Origin of the sequence: Pseudomonas sp. CCNWLW23 (assembly GCF_037095675.1) — a bacterium.
Taxonomy (GTDB): domain Bacteria; phylum Pseudomonadota; class Gammaproteobacteria; order Pseudomonadales; family Pseudomonadaceae; genus Aquipseudomonas; species Aquipseudomonas atacamensis.
This window is the reverse complement of record NZ_JBAWKM010000013.1, coordinates 22,979-43,808: the sequence shown is the minus strand read 5'-3', so window position 1 is coordinate 43,808 and position 20,830 is coordinate 22,979. Positions and strand designations below refer to the sequence as shown.

General features: G+C 59.9%; 20 protein-coding genes. 10 read left to right on the top strand and 10 right to left on the bottom strand.

Annotated features, from left to right (window positions below; all coding sequences use genetic code 11):
• Positions 1-69: 69 nt before the first annotated feature.
• Entirely contained in the window at positions 70-558 is a 489-nt protein-coding gene (locus V8J63_RS17185) for a GFA family protein (protein WP_024013270.1), read from the bottom strand.
• Between the two features lie 138 nt (positions 559-696).
• On the opposite strand from V8J63_RS17185, the gene glsB reads away from it, so the two are divergent.
• Both glsB and V8J63_RS17175 read left to right on the top strand, forming a co-directional pair.
• Complete coding sequence (glsB, locus tag V8J63_RS17180; RefSeq protein WP_073471184.1) at positions 697-1,605, top strand: glutaminase B; 909 nt, start codon at positions 697-699, stop codon at positions 1,603-1,605.
• A gap of 182 nt (positions 1,606-1,787) precedes the next feature.
• The gene (locus V8J63_RS17175; RefSeq protein WP_336464386.1) at positions 1,788-3,290 is read left to right on the top strand and encodes an aldehyde dehydrogenase family protein; all 1,503 of its coding nucleotides are present in this window, start codon (positions 1,788-1,790) and stop codon (positions 3,288-3,290) included.
• Between the two features lie 171 nt (positions 3,291-3,461).
• On the opposite strand, the gene V8J63_RS17170 is transcribed toward V8J63_RS17175, so the two are convergent.
• Both V8J63_RS17170 and cynS read right to left on the bottom strand, forming a co-directional pair.
• A complete protein-coding gene (locus tag V8J63_RS17170; protein WP_336464385.1) occupies positions 3,462-4,121 on the bottom strand; it encodes a carbonic anhydrase in 660 nt (219 codons plus the stop codon).
• Between the two features lie 57 nt (positions 4,122-4,178).
• Positions 4,179-4,646: a cyanase gene (gene cynS / locus V8J63_RS17165; protein ID WP_336464384.1), complete on the bottom strand. Its 468-nt coding sequence runs from the start codon at positions 4,644-4,646 to the stop codon at positions 4,179-4,181.
• Between the two features lie 120 nt (positions 4,647-4,766).
• Between cynS and cynR the strand changes: the two genes are divergently transcribed.
• Positions 4,767-5,654 (top strand): transcriptional regulator CynR, encoded by an 888-nt coding sequence (gene cynR / locus V8J63_RS17160; RefSeq protein ID WP_130888779.1) that lies wholly within the window; start codon positions 4,767-4,769, stop codon positions 5,652-5,654.
• 253 nt (positions 5,655-5,907) lie between these two features.
• Here the strand turns inward: cynR and V8J63_RS17155 are convergent, their stop codons facing one another.
• Positions 5,908-6,237, bottom strand: a complete 330-nt coding sequence (locus V8J63_RS17155) for a hypothetical protein (protein WP_041480831.1) — start codon at positions 6,235-6,237, stop codon at positions 5,908-5,910.
• 542 nt (positions 6,238-6,779) lie between these two features.
• The gene (locus tag V8J63_RS17150; RefSeq protein ID WP_336464383.1) at positions 6,780-8,723 is read right to left on the bottom strand and encodes a DNA topoisomerase III; all 1,944 of its coding nucleotides are present in this window, start codon (positions 8,721-8,723) and stop codon (positions 6,780-6,782) included.
• 191 nt (positions 8,724-8,914) lie between these two features.
• On the opposite strand from V8J63_RS17150, the gene V8J63_RS17145 reads away from it, so the two are divergent.
• The gene (locus tag V8J63_RS17145; protein ID WP_039763140.1) at positions 8,915-9,277 is read left to right on the top strand and encodes a DUF427 domain-containing protein; all 363 of its coding nucleotides are present in this window, start codon (positions 8,915-8,917) and stop codon (positions 9,275-9,277) included.
• Between the two features lie 51 nt (positions 9,278-9,328).
• Here the strand turns inward: V8J63_RS17145 and V8J63_RS17140 are convergent, their stop codons facing one another.
• Positions 9,329-10,951 carry an MFS transporter gene (locus V8J63_RS17140; protein ID WP_024013261.1) on the bottom strand — a complete coding sequence of 541 codons (1,623 nt, stop codon included), beginning with the start codon at positions 10,949-10,951 and terminating at the stop codon, positions 9,329-9,331.
• A 132-nt stretch (positions 10,952-11,083) separates the two neighbouring features.
• Positions 11,084-12,745 carry a GMC family oxidoreductase gene (locus V8J63_RS17130; protein ID WP_264365420.1) on the bottom strand — a complete coding sequence of 554 codons (1,662 nt, stop codon included), beginning with the start codon at positions 12,743-12,745 and terminating at the stop codon, positions 11,084-11,086.
• 133 nt (positions 12,746-12,878) lie between these two features.
• On the opposite strand from V8J63_RS17130, the gene V8J63_RS17125 reads away from it, so the two are divergent.
• The 6 genes from V8J63_RS17125 to V8J63_RS17100 all read left to right on the top strand — a co-directional run bounded on the left by V8J63_RS17125 (position 12,879) and on the right by V8J63_RS17100 (position 17,858).
• Complete coding sequence (locus V8J63_RS17125) at positions 12,879-13,763, top strand: LysR family transcriptional regulator (RefSeq protein ID WP_016775104.1); 885 nt, start codon at positions 12,879-12,881, stop codon at positions 13,761-13,763.
• Between the two features lie 198 nt (positions 13,764-13,961).
• On the top strand, positions 13,962-14,309 hold the full coding sequence (locus V8J63_RS17120) for a metalloregulator ArsR/SmtB family transcription factor (RefSeq protein ID WP_130926383.1): 348 nt from the start codon (positions 13,962-13,964) through the stop codon (positions 14,307-14,309).
• A gap of 27 nt (positions 14,310-14,336) precedes the next feature.
• On the top strand, positions 14,337-14,807 hold the full coding sequence (locus tag V8J63_RS17115; protein ID WP_130901909.1) for an arsenate reductase ArsC: 471 nt from the start codon (positions 14,337-14,339) through the stop codon (positions 14,805-14,807).
• A gap of 9 nt (positions 14,808-14,816) precedes the next feature.
• Positions 14,817-15,515 carry an arsenical resistance protein ArsH gene (gene arsH, locus V8J63_RS17110; RefSeq protein ID WP_071172766.1) on the top strand — a complete coding sequence of 233 codons (699 nt, stop codon included), beginning with the start codon at positions 14,817-14,819 and terminating at the stop codon, positions 15,513-15,515.
• Between the two features lie 148 nt (positions 15,516-15,663).
• Positions 15,664-17,205, top strand: coding sequence for a phospholipase effector Tle1 domain-containing protein (locus V8J63_RS17105; RefSeq protein WP_125926949.1), 1,542 nt, complete (start codon positions 15,664-15,666; stop codon positions 17,203-17,205).
• Positions 17,205-17,858 carry a DUF2931 family protein gene (locus tag V8J63_RS17100; protein ID WP_073471173.1) on the top strand — a complete coding sequence of 218 codons (654 nt, stop codon included), beginning with the start codon at positions 17,205-17,207 and terminating at the stop codon, positions 17,856-17,858. Before V8J63_RS17105 ends, V8J63_RS17100 begins: the two co-directional genes overlap by 1 nt.
• A 108-nt stretch (positions 17,859-17,966) precedes the next feature.
• On the opposite strand, the gene V8J63_RS17095 is transcribed toward V8J63_RS17100, so the two are convergent.
• From V8J63_RS17095 to V8J63_RS17085, 3 genes are all read right to left on the bottom strand, one after another.
• Positions 17,967-19,070 (bottom strand): DNA alkylation repair protein, encoded by a 1,104-nt coding sequence (locus tag V8J63_RS17095; RefSeq protein ID WP_336464382.1) that lies wholly within the window; start codon positions 19,068-19,070, stop codon positions 17,967-17,969.
• A 2-nt stretch (positions 19,071-19,072) separates the two neighbouring features.
• On the bottom strand, positions 19,073-19,678 hold the full coding sequence (locus V8J63_RS17090) for a glutathione S-transferase (protein ID WP_130888771.1): 606 nt from the start codon (positions 19,676-19,678) through the stop codon (positions 19,073-19,075).
• Between the two features lie 61 nt (positions 19,679-19,739).
• Positions 19,740-20,648 (bottom strand): MurR/RpiR family transcriptional regulator, encoded by a 909-nt coding sequence (locus V8J63_RS17085; RefSeq protein ID WP_130888770.1) that lies wholly within the window; start codon positions 20,646-20,648, stop codon positions 19,740-19,742.
• Between the last annotated feature and the right edge of the window lie 182 nt (positions 20,649-20,830).

The following is a 20,830-nucleotide window of genomic DNA, read 5'->3' as shown; positions in this document are numbered from 1 at the left end:
AGCAGGCTCGCTCCCACAGGTGATCGCAATCCAAATGTGGCAGCGAGCCTGCTCGCGAAGGGCGGGTGTTCAGCGAGTTACACCGAGTCGCTCATGCCACTGGGCAATCGATTCTTCGGGATATACATCAAACTGCTGATCCTTCGGCTTCGCCTCGACTTCAACCCACGGCGCTTTCGAACCTAGCATCAGATGTGTGCGTTCCGGCGGCACCGGCAGCGGCGTATCGATCGCCGAGGCGAATGGATGAATCAGCTCTGGCCACTCCGGGCTGAACAGCCACAGGCCGCTGCCGCACAGTGAGCAGAAGTGGCGCTCGGCGCTGCTGCGATGGGCGCGTTTATCGCCTTCAGCTTTCATCTTCGCGTGATAGATGCTGATGTTTTTGCGTCCGCGAACCTTGAGAGTGGTCGCGTCGCCGCCAAGGTTGATCGCATAACCGCCGCCGCCCTGGGTCTTGCGGCAGATCGAGCAATAGCAGCGTTGATAGGGATAAGGATGGGCGCTGTCGAGGCTGAACGTGACTTCGCCGCAATGGCAGGAGCCTTCGAGGTGCATGGTGCTCTCCGGTGTCTAATGGTCCGCTTCAGCCTAGAACATTCTGCCTGATGCTTGCCGGTGTGATGCGACCGGCGGGCGCAGCGTCTAGCCCCAGTGTCCCCGCGATCCCATGGGGCGAGACTTTCGGAACCCGGCATGCAAGCGCTGTTGAACGAGATCCTTGACGCGGTCCGGCCCCTTATCGGGCAGGGCAAAGTTGCTGACTATATTCCCGCCCTCGGCACGGTGCCGGCCAACCAGTTGGGCATCGCCGTGTACAGTAACGACGGCGAAATGTATTGCGCCGGCGACGCTGAAACGCCGTTCTCGGTGCAGAGTATTTCCAAGGTGTTCAGCCTGGTGCAGGCCATCGATCACTCCGGCGAAGCGATCTGGGAACGGCTTGGCCACGAGCCTTCTGGCCAGCCGTTCAACTCGCTGGTGCAACTGGAATTCGAGCGCGGCCGCCCGCGTAACCCGTTCATCAATGCCGGGGCGCTGGTGATCTGCGACATCAACCAGTCGCGCTTCGCTGCGCCGACATTGTCGATGCGCGACTTCGTCCGACGCCTGTCGGGCAACCCGCAGATCATGATCGACGGCAAGGTCGCCGACTCCGAATACCAGCACCGCGCGCGCAATGCGGCGATGGCGTATTTGATGCAGTCTTTCGGCAACTTTCACAACGATGTCGAAGCGGTGTTGCGCAGCTATTTCAGCCACTGCGCGCTGCGCATGAACTGCATCGATCTGGCCCGGGCGTTCTGCTTTCTGGCCAATGACGGGTTCTGCAAGCACAGCGGCGAGCAGATCCTGACGCGCCGCCAGACCCAGCAGGTCAATTCGATCATGGCCACCAGCGGTCTGTATGACGAGGCGGGCAACTTCGCTTATCGCGTCGGCCTGCCGGGCAAGAGCGGGGTCGGCGGCGGCATCGTTGCGGTGGTGCCGGGGCAGTTCAGTGTGTGCGTGTGGTCGCCGGAGCTGAATACCGCCGGCAACTCGCTGGCGGGGATGGCGGCGCTGGAGTTGCTGAGCTCGCGGATTGGCTGGTCGGTGTTCTGAAGACACACCACGATTTCCAGTGTGGGAGCGAGCCTGCTCGCGAAGAGGCCGGTACATTCAGCATCGATGTCGTCTGACTGGCCGCTTTCGCGAGCAGGCTCGCTCCCCCCGGGTGCAGTGTTGCTTTGCAGGATCGTGTTCTATACATTTTCCGGCCGCCCTCTGCATGGTGAATCCGCTTCATGTCTCTTGCGCTCGAACGTCTAGTCGCTGGCACGCCGATCCCTTTCGCCGGTAACCGCGTCACCGTGGTCAGCCCCGAACTGGCCGCGCGGTTTCAGCCCGGTGACCATCTGCTGGTCGAGCAGGTCAGTGGCGAGTTGTTGCTGATCCCCGTGGCCGATCAACAGGCCGCCTCGGTGGCAATCGAGCGTGCGGCTGCGGCATTCACAGCGTTGTCGGCGGTCTCCGATGAAGCCATCAGCCGGTTCTTCGATCTATTCGCTCAGCGCCTGGAAAACCCTGAATGCTGGACGCAGATCGAAGCCGCCAACCGCGCCGACATGGAGCGAGCCAAGGCACGCGGCCGCTCGACCACACGCTTGCTCGCTGATGAACGCATGCGCCGCGACATGATCGCCGGGCTGCGCGCCTGGCGTGATGCGCCACCGACCCGGGGCAAAGTGATCAGCAGTGTCGAGCACGATGGCTGGAAGGTTGAGCAAGTGGTCTCGCCGCTGGGCATTGTCGCCTTTGTCTTCGAAGGCCGACCCAACGTATTTGCCGACGCCGCCGGGGTGTTGCGCACCGGTAATACGGCTGTGCTGCGCATCGGCAGCGATGCGTTGGGCACTGCGCAAGCCATCGTCACTCACGCCTTGAACCCGGCACTGGCCGAAGCCGGCTTGCCGGTTGGCGCGGTGTCGTTGGTTGAAAGCGTCAATCACGCCGCCGGTTGGGCGATGTTCGCCGACCGGCGTCTGTCGCTGGCGGTGGCGCGCGGCTCGGGCCGTGCGGTCAGTCAGTTGGGCAGCATCGCCCAGCAGGCCGGCACTGCCGTCAGCCTGCACGGCACCGGCGGCGCGTGGCTGATCGCCGACCGTGACGCCGACGCCACTCGCTTCGCGGCAGTGGTGCGCAACTCGCTGGACCGCAAGGTCTGCAACACCCTGAACGTCTGCCTGATTCAGCGCGAACGCGCCGATGAGCTGGTGCCGCTGTTCCTCGATGCCTTGAAAGACGCCGGTACTGCGCGCGGCCAAGGCTGCAAATTGCACATCGTCGCGGGCAGTGAAAGTTGCCTGCCAAGCGAATGGCAAAACGCAACGGTCGAGGTTTATCGCGCCGAGGGTTACCAGACCGAAGCGCTGGCCGAGTCTTTGCCCGAGTCGGAGCTGGGCCGCGAGTGGGAATGGGAAGAAACCCCGGAAGTCAGCCTGATGATTGTTGACGATCTGGATCAGGCGATTGCGCTCTTCAACCGTTACAGCCCGCAATTCACCGTGTCGTTGATCAGCGCGGATGCGGCGGTTCAGGAACGTTTCTACAACGCAGTGAATGCGCCGTTCGTAGGCAACGGCATCACCCGATGGGTCGATGGTCAGTACGCGTTGAACAAGCCTGAGCTGGGTCTTTCGAACTGGGAGAGCGGGCGCCTGTTTGCGCGCAGTGCGATTCTTTCCGGGGATGGCGTGTTTACCGTGCGTAGCCGGATGACTCAGGTTGATCTCACGGTGAAACGCTGACTTGAAACCCGGACCGCGCCGTGTAGGAGCTGCCGAAGGCTGCGATCTTTTGATCTGATCGTTCCCACGCTCCGCGTGGGAATGCCTCTAGGGACGCTCCGCGTCCAGTGACGCAGAGCGTCACGGGCTGCGTTCCCACGCGGAGCGTGGGAACGATCATCGGCCGGGGCGTCAGGCTGCGTTGGAAGTCTTAGCGCTGATCGCGCAAGTCTCAGGTTGCTCGACCAGCGGCACAAACGTGCGGCGGTCGTTCGACAGCGCGTCGATCGAGCCGGTCTCGATGTCATACACCCAGCCATGCAGATTCAGCCGCCCTTGCTCCTGCGCCAGGCGCACACTCGGATGAGTTTGAATATTTGCCAGTTGCGCAATCACGTTCTCGCGCACCATCGAGCTCAATTTCGCCGCGTCGCTGCCATGCACGCGCGCTTCGTTCATCACCTTCGCCGACTCGGCATGCTGTAGCCAGCCGCTGACGGCGGGCAGGTGATCCATGCATTTGCACTGGGCAATCGCCGTCATTGCGCCGCAATCGGAGTGGCCGCAAATCACGATATCGGTCACCCCCAGTACCGCCACCGCATACTCCACCGTCGCCGAGACCCCGCCCGGATGCGGGCTGTAGGAGGGAACGATATTGCCGGCGTTACGGATCACGAACAGTTCGCCGGGCTCTTGCTGGGTCAGCAGCTCAGGCACCACGCGACTGTCGGAACAGGTGATGAACAGCGTGCCGGGTTGCTGAGTCGTGGCCAGATGTTTGAACAGTTCGCTGCGTTGCGGGAAGGCTTCGTTCTGGAATTTCAGGAAGCCGTCGATCAGGGCTTTCATGGCATGTCCTCGTGGCAGAAATGAGATGGCCCGCACGCAGGATGCGGGCCGGGCGCATCAGAACGGACGCAGCGGCAGGAACTTGCCGTCGAGCGTCACCACCGCGCGGGAGCCGCCTTCCGGGTCTTCGACTTTCTTGATGTCCAGTTTGAAGTTGATCGCACTGATGATGCCGTCACCGAACTGTTCATGAACCAGCGCTTTCAGCGTGGTGCCGTAGATCTGGATCATTTCGTAAAAACGGTAGATGGTCGGATCGGTCGGCACGCCGCTGAGGCTGCCGCGCAAAGGAATGATCTGCAGAGCGGCGACGTCATCTGCGCTGAGGTCAAGCTTGTCGCCGACCACTCGAGCAGCGTTTTCCGGCAGCGGATGCTGGCCGAGCAGGGCGGCGGTGACGTAGGCCAGGCTGAGGCCGGCGCCGTCAGCAAGATCCTGCCACGACAGATCTTTTTTCGCCTTGGCGTCGAGAACGCGGGTGGTCAGGGCCAGGCTGTTGTCGTTGTAGGCGTGGGACTGTTGCATGGTGTCACTCCTTTCAAGGTTTGGCTTGCTGTGTGGAAGCAATGTTGCGCCGGCCAATCCATAGCGTCCAAGACCGATATACAATGCTTCGCATAAGTCCGGCCTATAGATGGGGTGTTCATGCTGTTGCGACATTTGCGTTATCTGCTCGCCGTTGCCGATCACGGCGGCTTCACCCGCGCCGCCGAAGCGCTGCATGTGTCGCAGCCGACCCTGTCGCAACAGATTCGGCAACTGGAACAAACCCTCGGCGTGAGCCTGTTCGATCGCACCTCGCGCACGGTGAAGCCGACGGATGCCGGCGTGGCTTACATCGAGTGCGCGCGGCGCGTGCTGGTGGAGCTGGAGGCCGGGCAGCGCGCCTTGCACGACGTGAAGGACTTGTCCCGCGGCACGCTGCGCCTGGCGATGACGCCGACGTTCATGGCGTATCTGGTCGGGCCACTGGTGCGCGACTACGGGGCACGGTTTCCCGGGATTCGTCTGGAGATCTTCGAGTTGTCGATGGACGACATCGAGGCAGGGCTGGCGGATGACTCGCTGGATGTCGCGATCGCGTTTACGCCGGTGCGCAATGCCGATATCGAATGCATACCGGCGTTTACCGAGACGCTGGGGATCATGGTCGGGCCTGGGCATCCGCTCTATGACAGCCCTTCGGTGTTGACGTCGACGGAATTGGCTTCAATGGACTTCGCCTTGCTGGCGCCGGGCTTCATTACGCGGTTATTGGTGGATGAGTATTTCCGTGAGCACGGGATTACGCCGCAGGTGCGGATTGAAGTGAATTCGGTGAGTACGCTGCTGGAAGTGGTGCGGCATGCGCCGCTGGCGACAATGCTGCCCGAGGCGATTGCCAGCGAAGACCGCGCGTTGCGCCGCTTGCGGGTCGAAGGCGAGGCGCCACAGCGTGGCGCGGCGTTGTTGCGGCGCAGAAATAATTATCACAGTGCGGCGGCGTTGGCGTTTGTGGAGCTGGTGCTCGGCATGAAAAGCCCCTCACCCTAACCCTCTCCCAGCGGGAGAGGGGACTGACCGAGGTGTTTGGTCAAGTTACTCCGACCTGAACGAGCTTCGTTGACTCATAATCGCCACGGTCATTCAGGTCTACGGTTGAGCTGAGGCAACTCGGTCGGCTCCCTCTCCCTCGGGAGAGGGCTGGGGTGAGGGGCGACGGGGGCACTCACGCCGCAAAACTCAAAAGAACAACAAAGGGCCTGCTCCCAATCGGAAGCAGGCCCTTAGTTAAATAACCTACAACTCAATACAACCGATCAATCACCCGAACTTCATTCTGATTCTGCATCGAATCCCACGCCTGTTTCAGCGTCTGCAGCACACTGCCAATGAAGTCCTTGTCGGCCGCAGCCTTCTTGCCGACATAACCGTGGCCGCGGCGGTACATCTTCAGGCGGGCCAGCAGGTTTTGGTGGTTGCGGTCGAATTCCTCTTCGCCAGCGTGGGGCGACAGGCAGTCGATGTGTACCTGGCCCGACTTGCTGATCCAGAGAATATGGCTGTCGTGGCTGTCTTTCTGCGCCGCGAACATACGAGCCAGTTCTTCGATGGTGGGTTGATTGTTCAGATTCATTGTTATGCCCCTTGACCAGTCTGGTGATCTTTCAAAGTTGATTCGCTAATACAGGTAGCCCATCGGTTAGTTGATCCCTGGCACCGAAACCAGGACGTCAGCGCTCGCCCGTATGAAGTACGGGGTCATGCATCTGTTGCATGTAGTCGTGTTGAATAACTGCTACGCAATAGCGTCACAACGAGGAGAAGCAGCGAAAACCGGGAGGCTCCTTGACGACAATCCAGTGTCGGCCACAAGCGTCTTGAGAATTTTCGCCAGCGCTTCTCGTCCTTGTACTGGACGTTCAGGCCAGGTCAGCTTCTTCAATCTGCCTTGTGGGCAGCGTGTATCCGGAAAAAACAACTCGGCGGTCAGACGAGTTTGCTCAAGCGTGTTACCAGTGCTCCCGATCGGGGAACGTCTTCATCATGCAAAAGCAAAACGATGCCGTCAACGGTTTTGTAGTGATTATTTTCAAGCACTACATATTGTCGGACAAAGCTGTTTTGGAATGAGAAAAGATCCGTTTCAGCAACGTCGAGAAGGGAACCTCAAGGGATTCAGCGAGTCGTCGGACGCGCCGTGCGTTTGCGCGTACCGGCGGCTTTGCTGGCAGTCGACTTGCGCTTTTTCTTCCACGGCGCTGCGGCTTTGCCGGCTGGCGGCGGGCCGCTGATGGTCAGGCTGAGAGCTGAGCAGCGGCTGACCTGCTTGCTCATCCACGCGGCCTGTTTGGTGACGAATTCTTCCAGACTCATCTCGCCGCTCTGCACCATGTCCAGCGCCTGTTCCCAGATCGCCGTAGTGCCAGGATCGGCGATCGCGCGCGGCACTGCATCGATCAGGCTGAATGCCGCAGGTGTCGCCGCCAGCGCCTTGCCGTTCTTGACCAGATAACCGCGATCTAGCAAACCCTGAATGATCGACGCGCGGGTGGCTTCGGTGCCGATGCCGGTGGTGTCCTTGAGTTTCTGTTTGAGCAGCGGATCCTCGACCAGTTTGGCGACGTTCTTCATCGCCTTGATCAGATCGCCTTCGGTGTAGGGTTTTGGTGGCTGCGTCCACAGATCCTTGAGATTCACTTTCGCCACAGCGCATTCGACGCCTTGGCTGAGGGTCGGCAAGGTTTGCGGCGCGGGGGCTTCGCGGCCCCTGGCCGGTGCCAGTGCTTCGGGCAATGCGCGCTTCCAGCCCGCTTCGATGATCTGCTTGCCGACCGCGCGCAACGCCTGCCCGTTGCAATCGAAATCGGCCTGGGTGCGATCGTATTCGTGATTGGGCAGGAACTGCGCCAGGTAGCGCGCACGAATCAGCGTGTACACCGCGCGATGCTTGCCGGTCAGACGTTCGAGGTTCTTCGCGGCGATGGTGGGAATGATGCCGTGGTGAGCGCTGACCTTGGCGTCATTCCAGGCTCGCGAGCGCCGCTGCGGTTCGAGAGAACCCTGCAACACTTCAAGGCTCGGATCGGCCTGACGCAATGCGGTGAGGATCGATGGCGCCTCACTGTATTGGCTCAACGGCAGAAAGCCGCAATCACTGCGCGGATAGGTGATGACTTTGTAGGTTTCGTAAAGGGCCTGGGCGATGTCGAGGGTCTCCTGCGCGCCAAGGCCAAGCTTTTTCGAGCTGACTTCCTGCAAGGTGCCGAGATCGAAGGGCAGGGGCGCGACTTCGCGCATGCGCTCGGTTTTCAGCTTGATCACCCGTGCGCTGTCTGCACTACTGATCGCCGCTGCCGCTTGCTGCGCCAACGCCTGATTCAGGCAGCGATCCTGATCATCACAAACGTCTGATGGTGCGCGCCACTGTGCGGTAAATGTCGTGCCGTTGTGCAGCAAATCCACGTCGATTGCCCAGAACGGTACGGGGACGAAGTCGGCGATGCTGCGGTCGCGGTCGACCACCAGTCGCAGGGTGGGAGTCTGCACTCGGCCCACAGGCAGCACGCCCTGATAACCCGACTGCCGGCCCAACAAGGTGAACAGTCGACTCATGTTCATGCCGATCAGCCAGTCCGCGCGTGAACGGCCCAGCGCCGAGTGATACAGGCTGAATGTTTCGGCTCCCGGTTTCAGCGCGGCCAAGGCCTTGCGAATCGATGCCTCGTCCAGCGCCGACAGCCACAAGCGGCGGATCGGCCCGCGATAGCGGCAGTGCTCGACCAGTTCCCGGGCGATCATCTCGCCCTCACGGTCGGCGTCGGTGGCGATGATCAGTTCGCTGGCCTCGCCAAGCAGACGTTTCACCGCTTTGTACTGACTGGCGGTGCGCGGCTTGACGGTCATTTTCCATTTGTCGGGAATGATCGGCAGATCAGCCAGCACCCAGCGCTTGTAGCGCGCGTCGTAGGCATCCGGCGGCGCGGTTTCGAGCAAATGGCCGATGCACCAGGTCACTGTGAGGTCCGTCCCCAACCAGCAGCCGTCGCCGCGACGCCTGGCGCCGAGCACGGCCGCAATGTCTTTGGCCTGGGAAGGTTTTTCACAGAGGTACAGCCGCATAGCTACCATCGCTGGTTGGTTTGTGGGAGCGCACAGGATGGCTGGAGTCTGCGACGCGAGCAACTTTTATCTGTATGGATATACAGATAAAAGCGTTGCAGGAGGTTTAGCCGTTCGGCCGTAATCCAGTCGAGCTGCGCAACCATCAGCTATACCTGAACCGGTCTCTTCGCCGTCTTCAGGAGAACCCCATGAAAAGCCCCAGCCCCGTGATCAGCGTTGAACAACTCAGCGGCTGCCTGCTGGTGAAATTCCACGGCATCCAGGTCGCCGCGTCCTCCCACGCGCTGATCCTCAATGAGGCCAACTATCCGCCGGTGTACTACATCCCGCGCGAAGACATCGACGAAAAATACTTCGCCCGCACCGACCACACCAGCTATTGCCCGTACAAGGGCGACGCCAACTATTTCAGCCTGCAAGTGCCCGGACATGAGGGTGCCAACGCGGTGTGGACGTACGAAAACCCGAAGGTCTCCGTCGCACCGATCCGCGACTACGTGGCGTTTTATCCGGACCAGGTGAAATTCGAAGTGATCAAGGCGGACGCCTGAGCAAAAAATGGCGAGAGAATCGCTTCCCTCGCCATTGTGGCAGCGGGTTTTTCAGTTCTTGTCGAGATCGATATTCTTCGTCTCACGCAGACAGATCATCCCCACCACCAGGCTCACCCCGGTGATCAGCACCGGATACCACAGCCCGTAGAAAATATCCCCGGTGTACACCACCAGCGCGAACGACACCGTCGGCAGGAAGCCGCCAAACCAGCCGTTGCCGATGTGGTAGGGCAGCGACATCGAGGTGTAGCGAATGCGGGTCGGGAACAGTTCGACCATCAGCGCCGCCAGCGGCCCGTAGCACATGGCGGAGATGATGATCAGCGCGACGATCAGGGCGACGATCATCGGTTTGTTGATCTGTTGCATATCGGCTTGTTGCGGGTAGCCGGCGAGGGTGATCGCGCCGCGCAGTGCCGCCTCATCGAAACCATCCAGCTTCACGTCGCCGACACTCACTTGCACGGCGCTGCCCGCAGGTGCTGCGACGCTGGAGTAGGGCAGGCCTTGTTTGACCAGGAAGGTTTTGACCTTGTCGCAGGGGCTGTCGAATTTGGCCTTGCCCACCGGATCGAACTGGAAGGTGCAAGTGGCGGGGTCGGCGAGGACGGTGATCGGCGCCTGACGGCTGGCCTGATCGATCGCCGGGTTGGCGTAGTGGGCCAAGGACTTGAAGATCGGGAAGTACAGTGCGGTCGCCAGCAGCAGGCCGAGCATCAGCACGGGTTTGCGTCCGACCTTGTCCGAGAGCCAGCCGAAAAAGATGAAGAACGGCGCGCCGATCACCACGCTGATGATCAGCAGACTGTTGGCCACCGCCGGGTCCATTTTCAGGAACTGGGTGAGGAAGAACAGCACATAGAACTGTGCAGCGTAAAAGGTCACCGCTTGCCCGGCGTTGATGCTGAACAGCGCGATCAGCACGACTTTCAGGTTTTCCCATTTGCCGAAGGATTCGCGGATCGGCGCCTTCGAGGTTTTGCCTTCTTCCTTCATTTTCAGGTAGGCCGGCGACTCGTGCAGGCTCAGGCGAATCCAGGTGGAGATGCCCAGCAGCACGATCGACAGCAGGAACGGAATGCGCCAGCCCCAGACTTCAAACTGGTCGCCGGTGAAGTAGCGGCAACCGAGCACTACCAGCAGCGAGAGCAGCAGGCCGAGGGTCGCGGTGGATTGAATCCAACTGGTGTGGAAGCCGCGTTTGCCGATGGGCGCGTGCTCGGCCACGTAGGTCGCCGCGCCGCCGTATTCGCCACCGAGCGCCAGGCCCTGAAGCATGCGCAGCACCACCAGAATGATCGGCGCGGCGATGCCGATGCTGGCGTAGGTCGGCAGCAGGCCGACGCAGAACGTCGCCACGCCCATCAGAATGATCGTCGCCAGAAAAGTGTATTTGCGTCCGATCATGTCACCCAGACGGCCGAACACCAACGCGCCGAACGGCCGTACGATGAAGCCGGCGGCGAACGCCATCAGCGCGAAGATGAATGCCGTGGTGTCGTTGACCCCGGCAAAAAACTGCTTGCTGATCACCGCCGCGAGGGCGCCGTAGAGGAAGAAGTCATACCACTCGAACACCGTCCCGAGTGACGAGGCGAAGATGACTTTCTGCGTGGCGTTGCTGGTCTCGGCGCTGCCCGCAGCGTCCAGCGGCTGAACGTGTTCTGACATATCGGTATCCCTCACAGTGATTGTTTTTGTTGTTCCACTGGTGTTGCGTGTCCGGTGATGCGCGATGCCTGAGTCTGGTGATGATTCCTGTGGGAGCGAGCCTGCTCGCGAAAGCTTTTTGTCAGTCAACTTCTAGGCTGAGTGAGCTACCGCATTCGCGAGCAGGCTCGCTCCCACAGGGGAGATATCTGCAGATCTGGACAAAATCAGTTGTGCCGCCTTCTCGGCAATCATCAGCGTAGGCGAACAGGTATTGCCCGAGGTAATTCTTGGCATGATCGACGCATCGGCAACGCGCAGACCCGGCACGCCATGCACGCGCAATTGCGCATCGACCACTGCGTCACCGTCGTTGCCCATGCGGCAGGTGCCGACCGGATGGAAAATCGTCGTGCCGATTTTCGCCGCCGCTTCATGCAATTGTTCTTCGCTTTGCAAGCTGTCGCCGGGCAGGTATTCGACCGGTTTGAACGCTTGCAGGGCAGGGGCGCTGACGATGCGCCGAGTCAGGCGAATCGCATCGGCGGCGACGCGCAGATCTTCTGGATGGCTGAGGTAATTGGGCTGGATCAGCGGCGCCGCTTGCGGATCGGCGGAGCGAATCTCGATGCGCCCACGGCTCTGCGGGCGCAGGTCGCACACCGAGGCGGTGAACGCCGGGAAGCTGTGCAACGGCTCGCCAAAGCGCTCCAGCGACAGCGGTTGCACGTGATATTGCAGGTTCGCCGAGGTTTGCTCGGGACCGGAGCGGGCAAACGCGCCCAACTGACTCGGCGCCATCGACAACGGCCCGCTGCGGTCGTACAGATAACGCAGGCCCATGCCCATCTTGCCCCACACGCTGCCGGCGATCTGGTTCAGGGTACGGGCGTTTTCCAGCTTGTAGATCAGGCGCAGTTGCAGGTGATCCTGCAGGTTGCCGCCGACCCCCGGCAGCTCATGAATCACGCCTATCCCTAAGCGTTCGAGCAGCGGCCGCGGACCGATCCCGGAGCGCTGCAGAATGCTCGGCGAGCCGACCGAGCCGGCGCACAAGACAATCTCCTTGCGCGCCTTGAACTGTCTGGTCTGGCCTTCATGCTGCGCGCTGACTTTCGCCGCGCGGCCGTCCTCCAGCAAGACACGATCAACCTCGACGCCGGTCAGCACGGTCAGGTTCGCCCGGCTGCGCAGCGGTTTCAAAAAGGCCTTGGCCGCGTTCCAGCGCACCCCGGCTTTCTGGTTGACCTGAAAGTAGCCGCAGCCCTCGTTGTCGCCCTGGTTGAAGTCATTGATGCTGGCGATGCCGCTTTGCTCGGCGGCGCTGCGAAAGGCATCCAGAATCGGCCACGACAGGCGCTGCTGCTCGACCCGCCATTCACCCTGATCGCCATGAAATTCAGCGCCGCCGGCAAAGTGGTTTTCGCTCTGTTTGAACAGCGGCAGCACGTCTTTCCAGGCCCAGCCCGGATTGCCTGCGGCCGCCCAGCCGTCATAGTCGCCGGCCTGGCCGCGCATGTAGATCATGCCGTTGATCGACGAACAGCCGCCCAGCACCTTGCCGCGCGGATAACTCAGCGCGCGGCCATTGAGGCCGGGTTGTTGTTCGGTTTTGAAGCACCAGTCGGTGCGCGGGTTTCCGATGCAGAACAGGTAACCCACAGGAATATGAATCCAGGCGTAGTTGTCGCGTCCGCCGGCTTCGAGCAGCAACACCCGTTGCTGTGGATCCGCTGAGAGCCGGTTGGCCAGCAAGCACCCGGCGGGGCCGGCGCCGACCACGATGTAGTCGAATTCATCCAGGGACGTGTGCATGCCCTGACCTCGCTTTTTGTTTTTATTGTCGGACACTCTAGTTGTTAGCTTTCGTTAAAAGAATGTTAGTTTTTGCGCAGCCGCTGTGCGTTTTCAAACAGCCCGAAGTGACGACAGCTGACAAGGACCTGCCATGTTCGACTGGAACGACCTGCGCTTTTTTCTCGAGCTGCAACGCAGCGGCCGCCTGCTCACCGCCGCGCGCCGGCTCAACACCACCCATGCGACAGTGGCGCGGCATATTGAATCGATCGAGAAAAGCCTCGGCACGGCGCTGTTCGTCCAGCACGCCCAAGGCTATGAAATGACCCCGGCGGGGGAGGCGCTGCTCAAGCACGCCGAGGCGATGGAAAACGTCGCGCTGCTGGCGCAGGAAGAAATCACCCAGTCCACCGCGCCGCTGGGCAAGATCCGTGTCGGCGTCACCGAAGGCCTTGGCATCAAATTCCTCGCCAGTCGCATGATCGGTCTGTTCGAGCGCTATCCGGGGCTGGAAGTGGAACTGGTCGCCGTACCGCGCTTTGTCAGCATCCTCAACCGCGAAGCGGAAATCAGCATCCACCTCGAACGGCCATCCGCCGACATGCTGGTCACGCGCAAGCTCACTGACTATCGACTCGCGCTGTACGCCAGCCAAACCTACCTCGACAACGCACCGCCACTGCACAGCCGCGAAGACCTGGGCCGACATGCGTGGATCGGTTACGTTGACGACCTGCTGTTCAGTCAGGAGCTGATGTTCCTCAACAGCTTCTGCCGCAGCCCGCGCGTGGTGTTTCACAGCACCAGCGTCATCGCCCAACAGGAAGCCGCTCGGTCAGGATTGGGCATTGCGGTGTTGCCTTGCTACATGGCCGCTTCCGACCCGGATCTGGTGGCGCTGTTGCCGGATGAAAGCATCGAGCGCAGCTACTGGATCAGCACCCGCCGGGAGCTGCATAAATCGGTGCGGCTGCGAGTGGTCTGGGATTATGTGGTGGGGTTGTGTGAGGCCGAGCAGGGGCTTTTACGCGGTTAAACCTGGCGCATCCAAATCCCCCTGTGGGAGCGAGCCTGCTCGCGAAAGCGGTGTATCTGATACGCAAACCTCGCCTGACCCACCGCCTTCGCGAGCAGGCTCGCTCCCACACGTTTATTCACCGTGGCTGCTTTCGCGGGTTGATAAATATATGGATATCCGTATATTCGATTTCCCGCATATGGCGAGCCGATCACCATGATCACCCCCACCGAAGTCTTCAAAAGCCTCGCCGACGAAACCCGCGTCCGCGCCATCCTGCTCATCGCCGAGCAAGGTGAACTCTGCGTTTGCGAGTTGATGTGTGCGCTCGACGACAGCCAGCCGAAAATCAGCCGTCATCTCGCGCAACTGCGCAGTAACGGTTTGCTGCTCGACCGCCGTCAGGGCCAGTGGGTGTATTACCGCCTCAATCCGAAACTGCCGGCATGGATCGGCGAAATCCTTCAGCTGACATCCAAGGCCAATGCCGATTGGCTCAAGGACAACGCCGCGCGCCTGCAAAACATGGATGGCCGACCCGTGCGCGAACGCGCCTGCTGCTGAATCTTCCACTTTCTACGGAGCGCATCGATGCGAGTCCTGTTCATGTGCACGGCCAATAGCTGCCGCAGCATTCTTTCCGAAGCCATGTTCAATCACCTGGCTCCCGCTGGTTTCCAAGCGGTGAGTGCCGGCAGTTTTCCCAAAGGCCAGGTCCTGCCGCGCAGCCTGTCGACGTTGCAAAAGCACGGTATCGCCATCGACGGGTTGCACAGTAAAGGCAACGATGCCTTCGCAAAAAAAACGCCAGCTATCGTCATCACTGTTTGCGACAAAGCCGCCGGCGAAACCTGCCCGGTGTATTTCGGTCCCGCACTGAAAACGCATTGGGGACTGGAAGATCCGTCCGAAGTGCAGGGCGACGAAGCGGCAATCGACGCTGCATTCCAAGCCACTCTGATGCGCATCGGTGAACGCTGCCAAGCCTTCTTCGATCTGCCGTTTCACTCGCTCAGTCGTGAGCAACTGAAAGCCGAACTCGATCGCATCGGCACGCTGTAAGGAGGCTTCATGACAAATCATTTGCCCAACCTCGACGCAAGCCTGATCGACGCTGTTAAGCCATCGAATGTCGGCGAACACAAACCGCGCATCCTTCTTCTCTACGGCTCGACCCGCGAGCGCTCGTTCAGCCGTTTGCTGGTCGAGGAGGCCGCGCGCCTGCTCGAACACTTTGGCGCCGAAACGCGGATCTTCAACCCATCCGGTTTGCCATTGCCCGACGACGTCCCGGTCGACCATCCCAAGGTGCAGGAATTGCGCGATCTGGTGTTGTGGTCGGAAGGCCAGGTCTGGTGCTCGCCGGAACGCCACGGCGCGATGTCCGCCGTGTTCAAAGCGCAGATCGACTGGATCCCGCTGGAACTCGGCGCTGTGCGCCCGACCCAAGGCAAAACCCTGGCGGTGATGCAAGTCTGCGGCGGCTCGCAGTCGTTCAACGTGGTCAACCAACTTCGCGTCCTCGGCCGCTGGATGCGCATGTTCACCATCCCCAATCAGTCCTCTGTACCCAAGGCCTACATGGAGTTCGATGAAGAAGGGCGGATGAAACCCTCGCCGTTCTACGACCGTGTGGTGGATGTGATGGAAGAACTGGTCAAGTTTACCGTGCTGCTGCGGGGGCAGCAGGCGCATCTGGTCGATCGTTATTCCGAGCGCAAGGAAAGCGCTGAACAGTTGATGGCGCGGGTGAATCAGCGGTCGATTTGACCCGCCATCCCCAGCCAGGCTCATTCCCCTTTGGGAGTGAGCCTGCTCGCACTGACGCTCCGTGGCTGGCACACCGCCACGGCTTGCACCGCCCCCTCCCGGCTGTCACCCTTCTGGCCGTTCTTCAAGGATCAGAAGGAATCAAGGATTGAGTGGCTACGTTCCAAACCCGCCGAAAAACTATCGCTACGAAGAAGCCAAACCCGTCGACATACACGCCCAGCATTGGGCCGAGTATGAGAAGCATGGGAAAGAGCCTGCGCGCGCGCCTGAGAAAATCGGGATTGCGTTGAGGATCGGGGTGTTCTTTGATGGCACGGGCAACAATGCGAACAACTCTGCTGCGGGGTTGTTGTGTGGCGCTCAGCATCCGATTGCGCCTGAAGATATTCCCGCCAGTTGCCAGCCTTATATGGGTGATCCGGATAGTAGTTATGGTAACGATGTCAGCAATGTGAAGAAGCTGAGCGAACTGTATGGAGCAACACGACTCGCTGAGGGAGAAGGGCCACGAAAGAGAGCTTTCGGTATGGTCTACGTCGAAGGTATAGGTACCCGTTCAGGTGAAGAAGACAGTAAATTCGGCGCCGGTACAGGACGTGGTGAAACCGGCGTTGCAGGGCGAGTCCAATCCTGTTTCGCGGTGATCGAGCAGCGTATCACTGAAGTATTGGACAAAAATCCCGGTAGTGAAATTGCTTCGTTGACTTTCGACACGTTTGGCTTCAGTCGCGGTGCCGCAGCCGCCAGACATTTCGCCAACGAGATAGTGCGTGGCAAACAAGGGCCTTTAGGCGACATTCTCCGCAGTATGTCCGATGCCCTCAGTTCGACCTTTGTTGATCAGTATCACAGCGACATCAACGTGGGCTTCATTGGGCTGTTCGACACGGTACCGTCGATTGCTGGATGGTCCAATCTGGGCAACATAAAAAGCGCCGTCGCAACGGGGGTCAAACTCTATCTCGACCGACGTTATTTCACCGACGTTGTGCAGTTGGCTGCGCGGGATGAATGCAGGGCTAACTTTGCTCTCAATCGAGTAGCGATGGATCATCCGGAAATCGTCTTGCCGGGTGTGCATTCCGATGTGGGTGGAGGTTACCTTGAGGACGCTGAAGAGTGTGTTCTCGTTAGCCCAATGCAGACGCTAGAGGTCGGTACGTATACTGACGTCGCTACCACATCGATCTACCAGGATGCGATCAATGTGAGAAATCAGTGGCTAGCCAAGGGTTGGCCGCTCGAAAATCTCGAAATCGTTACGCCACCGCCATTACTGCTACCGGTCAGCCCTCAGGATCGACTTAGTCCTCGAGTCAAGCGAGTCTATGCGGCCGTCCAACTCAAGCGTCCGGTGAGTGGATTACTGTCGAGAGTGAGCCTGCGCGTGATGCATCAACTCGCCAGAGCCAAAGGCGTTCTCTTCGAAGACATTCCCGAGACGCCAGACTTCGCCGTTCCTGAAGAACTCAAGCCCATGTGTGATCGTTTTGTCTCCGGCGACTACAGCACCACGCCAGAGGAGGAGCAAATACTCAAACTCAAGTACATTCACACATCCGCCAACTGGAACCATCCGCTTGGCAGGAGAGATGGGAGTGGCATCAGAGCTGTTTACATCAACGCCCCCACGGAAGATGCAATCCGAGTAAAGCACCCACACGTACCGGACTGGACGCTTTGGTAATGAAGTTATTTACAGTACTGCTGTGTACGCTTTTTGTGGCTGGTTGTAATGCCGACCCGCTGTCAGCAAAAAACGACCCTAAATCCCCTTGGTGGGAACTCGGTTTCACCGAACCCAACTACATGAAGGTCTGGGTTGAAGACACTGCTGTGGAAGATATAAAGGGAAAAACATTTCTGCGTACCGGTGGTGGATCGGCATCGGGCGGGCAACCTGAAGACGGCACCGAATCGGCCCGTGGTTGGGACGGAGTGGGCGCGTCCGCAAAAGCCGTGGTCGGCGCTGATCTCCCAAAAAGAATTTTTGTTCGCTGGCAGTCCATCGTAGAGCCTCAAACTTATCGGGCTTGGGTAGATATACCCGAAGAAGCCAGGCAAATGATGCGGACTTCGGTCGCGCAGCGCTGCGCGAAAACACCAGAGCGGCGAAGTACCTATATTTCATCGGTCTATCTGGGCCTGGCGCCTGGCGGCGTTGTGCAGGTTTGGGTCAGAGACTCATGCCACCATCCTGTAAAAGTCGCGAGAGCACAGGCGGAGATCGAACCGCTAGGACCTAGCCAAGGTAAGAACCAAGGACGCTACGCCTATCCCGTCAGCGAAAAGTCCAAGCGCTATATCGAGAAATTCGGCATTCCATACGGAAGTTGGTAAGCGCTGAAGCCGTTAGTCGTCCACTGTGCCGCCGCGCTCAATATCGATGCACGGCTGCCAGTGCACTGATCCGCTACCGGCTGTTTTGGTGAATAAACAACTCACGCCTCAAATCAAAACCTCAAACGCCGCACTCCCCAACACCTCCCCATTAACCATCACCTGCACCCCATGTCGCCCGGCAAAATGCTTGCGCGTCGTAAAATCCTTGATGACTTGATTCCGTCGCACTACCTCAGTCCCGAAACCCGCTAATCCCAGAGTCTTCAACTTGAAAACCTTCCTCGAAACCCCGCCATTCGCCTTCACATACTCAATCGCATAATCAATCACCAGCCTTTGCTCGTGCGCCACCATGGACTTCACCGTAAACGACAAAGTAATCGCTTCCCCCAACCTCACCACCGCCGGCTCGACCCGCACATCCAACAACTCAACCTCAGCCTTCGCCCCTGCGCCAATCACCGTCAGCGCGCGCACGTCGCCCTGTTTGATCAAACTGCGCAGCGCATGCTTGGCAATCCAGGCCGTATGCTTGTTGTCCAGCGACCAACCTTCAATCGTGTCCAGCACCCACTCCGGATGCACCTTCGTCACGTCATTCAAATGATTCGCCACCGACTTGCGGACGTACAAGCTCTCGTCCGCCTTCAACCGATCCAGTATCCCGGCGGCCAGCCGCGGATCAGCCTGCACCGCTTCCAGGCGAAATGACCATGGCAGGCGAGGGCGGCTGCCTTCGCTGGCTAGGCGTCGAACGTGGTGGTTTTCGTCTCGGGTCCAGTCATGCATTCGTTCCAGCGAGCGCTCGAGGTCGCTGCGCAAAAAGTAGCGGATGGCGAATTCGGAGGAGCCGAAGGTGGTGAAGTACTTCAGCGCGTCCATTGAGGGGTCGAACGCGTGGGCGCCGTAGCTCGCGACGTAATGCGGCAGGCACATGCTGACGAAGCCGCTGTTCAGCCGTGGCGCGAGTTCGAACAGCACTTCGAGGGAATCTTCGTAGTCCAGCGGCAGCACGGCATGCAGGCTTTCGCTGACACGCGCCATGCGTTGCATCACTGATAGTTCAGCGAGTCCGTCCTGGGCGTGTTTGACAAACGCCTTGGCCTTGAACGCCGGGTACACCGCGCTCATTTCGTCAGCGATGTGCTGCAAGCGCTCGGCGTTGAAGATTTCCTTTAACGCCGGGGCGGCGGTGTCGGTGGAGCTCATGATCAGTTCATCGGTGTGTTGATGAACGCATCGGTGCCTTCTGCGTAGGCGGTGTACTCGGCGATACGCGCAAAGCGTGTTGCGTCGATCTGATCGGGTACGACGAGTTCGGTGAAGCTCCAGGCAACCGCCAGGCTGATGCCGGCCTGGGCGAGGGAGCCGTCGACAGGCAAGTCACTGTGTTCAAGTTCTTTTTCCAGCGCGGTAAATGCGGCGGCGAGCTGGCCTTCGACGCGTTCGACCCACGGCTGATATTGAATGTCGGTCGGGCGCAGGTTGCGTTCGTAGTAAAGCTGCACGGCTTTTTCGCAGGCGGCGAGGCTCAGGCCGATCAGGCGCAGGGCCTTAGCGCGTTGTTTGAGATCGCTTGGCAGCAGGCTTTTGCCGCAGCTGGCTTCGAGGTAATCGAGGATGAGGGTCGAGTCCATCAGGACCACGCCGTCGTCGAGGATCAATGTGGGCGCCTTGACCACAGGGTTGATCTGCTGGAATCGTTCGAAGTGGCGGAACACCGAGACCGACTCGTGTTCGAGGTCGATCCCCAAGCATTTGGCGGATACCGCTACGCGGCGCACGTAGGGGGAGTCGAGCATGCCGATCAGTTTCATGACGCGTTCCTTCAAGTCGAACCGGTGGGAACGCATAACCTAGCCGAGCGAGAGGCAATTGTCAGTCGTCGAATCCGGGTTGTTCGTGAATCTCATCGACATTCAGTTCCAGCCGATAGGCCACCGCCACAAACAGCGCCTGGCACAAACACAGCGTCGCACTCAGCGAACGAAAGGCCAGCGCACTGCCTTCATTGACCAGCAACACGCTGTTGGCAAGTTTTGCCAGTGGCGACAGAGGGCTGTCGGTGATGATCAGGGCATTGGCGTTCTGCTGCTGTGCGAAGCGCAGGCAGTGTTGGGTTTCCTTGGCGTAGGGCACAAAACTGATGGCGATGACCAGATCGTTGGCGCGCACGCTGCGCATTTGTTCGCGATAGCTGCCGCCGATGCCGGAAACCAGATGAATGCGCTTCTGCGTGTGCTGCAGGTTGTAAACCAGATAATCGGCGACGGCGAACGAACGGCGGACCCCGACAACGTAAATGTCGTCGGCATTGACGATGAGATCGACGGCCGTATCGAACGTCACCTCGTCCAGTTCGCGGCCCAAGCGTTCGATGCCCGAGAGCGTTGCGTCGATGCATTCGCGGGCCAGGTCGCCGCTGTTGGCGGTCTGCGAGTTGTTGGCGATCAGGCTGCGGATGCGTTGCTGATAGTTTTGCGCTGGCGTGGTTTTGTGCGTCCAGGCCTTGCGGAACAGCGCCTGCATCTCGCTGAAGCCGCTGAACCCGAAACGTTGCGAGAAACGCACAATGGCTGACGGATGCACTTCGCACTCGCGGGCGATATCGCTGATGCGCTCGACCATGATTCGCTCGCTCTGCTGGCTGATGTAGCTGGCGACGCGTTTGAGCTGGCGCGGCAGGGCGTCGTACTCTTCGCTGATCATTTGCAGCAGGCGCTCGGCGTTGACCGGCGGGCTGGCGAAGGAAATTTCGTCTGTGGCCGGCAGAGCGGGGCGGGGCATGGGCAGCATCCTTCAGGCGAGTTGAGCACGCAGTGGGCCTGATAATAGAAGGGCTGCGTAAGCTCTGCCGGGCTGAAACGATGCACCTTGCGAGAATAATCCCGGCTGTCGCTGGCGGGTTGGTTAGCCGTTTGTCTTCTATATACAGCCGCTGGACTGAATTTCTTGCTATAAACGCACTC

Bases quoted from the DNA above. Each gene is read 5' to 3' on its own strand.
- V8J63_RS17155 (WP_041480831.1), bottom strand. From the start codon at position 6,237: ATGAATCTGAACAATCAACCCACCATCGAAGAACTGGCTCGTATGTTC.
- V8J63_RS17140 (WP_024013261.1), bottom strand. From the start codon at position 10,951: ATGTCAGAACACGTTCAGCCGCTGGACGCTGCGGGCAGCGCCGAGACC.
- cynS (WP_336464384.1), bottom strand. From the start codon at position 4,646: ATGCAACAGTCCCACGCCTACAACGACAACAGCCTGGCCCTGACCACC.
- glsB (WP_073471184.1), top strand. From the start codon at position 697: ATGCAAGCGCTGTTGAACGAGATCCTTGACGCGGTCCGGCCCCTTATC.
- cynR (WP_130888779.1), top strand. From the start codon at position 4,767: ATGCTGTTGCGACATTTGCGTTATCTGCTCGCCGTTGCCGATCACGGC.
- V8J63_RS17130 (WP_264365420.1), bottom strand. From the start codon at position 12,745: ATGCACACGTCCCTGGATGAATTCGACTACATCGTGGTCGGCGCCGGC.
- V8J63_RS17175 (WP_336464386.1), top strand. From the start codon at position 1,788: ATGTCTCTTGCGCTCGAACGTCTAGTCGCTGGCACGCCGATCCCTTTC.
- V8J63_RS17125 (WP_016775104.1), top strand. From the start codon at position 12,879: ATGTTCGACTGGAACGACCTGCGCTTTTTTCTCGAGCTGCAACGCAGC.
- V8J63_RS17115 (WP_130901909.1), top strand. From the start codon at position 14,337: ATGCGAGTCCTGTTCATGTGCACGGCCAATAGCTGCCGCAGCATTCTT.
- V8J63_RS17085 (WP_130888770.1), bottom strand. From the start codon at position 20,648: ATGCCCCGCCCCGCTCTGCCGGCCACAGACGAAATTTCCTTCGCCAGC.
- arsH (WP_071172766.1), top strand. From the start codon at position 14,817: ATGACAAATCATTTGCCCAACCTCGACGCAAGCCTGATCGACGCTGTT.
- V8J63_RS17120 (WP_130926383.1), top strand. From the start codon at position 13,962: ATGATCACCCCCACCGAAGTCTTCAAAAGCCTCGCCGACGAAACCCGC.
- V8J63_RS17150 (WP_336464383.1), bottom strand. From the start codon at position 8,723: ATGCGGCTGTACCTCTGTGAAAAACCTTCCCAGGCCAAAGACATTGCG.
- V8J63_RS17145 (WP_039763140.1), top strand. From the start codon at position 8,915: ATGAAAAGCCCCAGCCCCGTGATCAGCGTTGAACAACTCAGCGGCTGC.
- V8J63_RS17095 (WP_336464382.1), bottom strand. From the start codon at position 19,070: ATGAGCTCCACCGACACCGCCGCCCCGGCGTTAAAGGAAATCTTCAAC.
- V8J63_RS17090 (WP_130888771.1), bottom strand. From the start codon at position 19,678: ATGAAACTGATCGGCATGCTCGACTCCCCCTACGTGCGCCGCGTAGCG.
- V8J63_RS17100 (WP_073471173.1), top strand. From the start codon at position 17,205: ATGAAGTTATTTACAGTACTGCTGTGTACGCTTTTTGTGGCTGGTTGT.
- V8J63_RS17170 (WP_336464385.1), bottom strand. From the start codon at position 4,121: ATGAAAGCCCTGATCGACGGCTTCCTGAAATTCCAGAACGAAGCCTTC.
- V8J63_RS17185 (WP_024013270.1), bottom strand. From the start codon at position 558: ATGCACCTCGAAGGCTCCTGCCATTGCGGCGAAGTCACGTTCAGCCTC.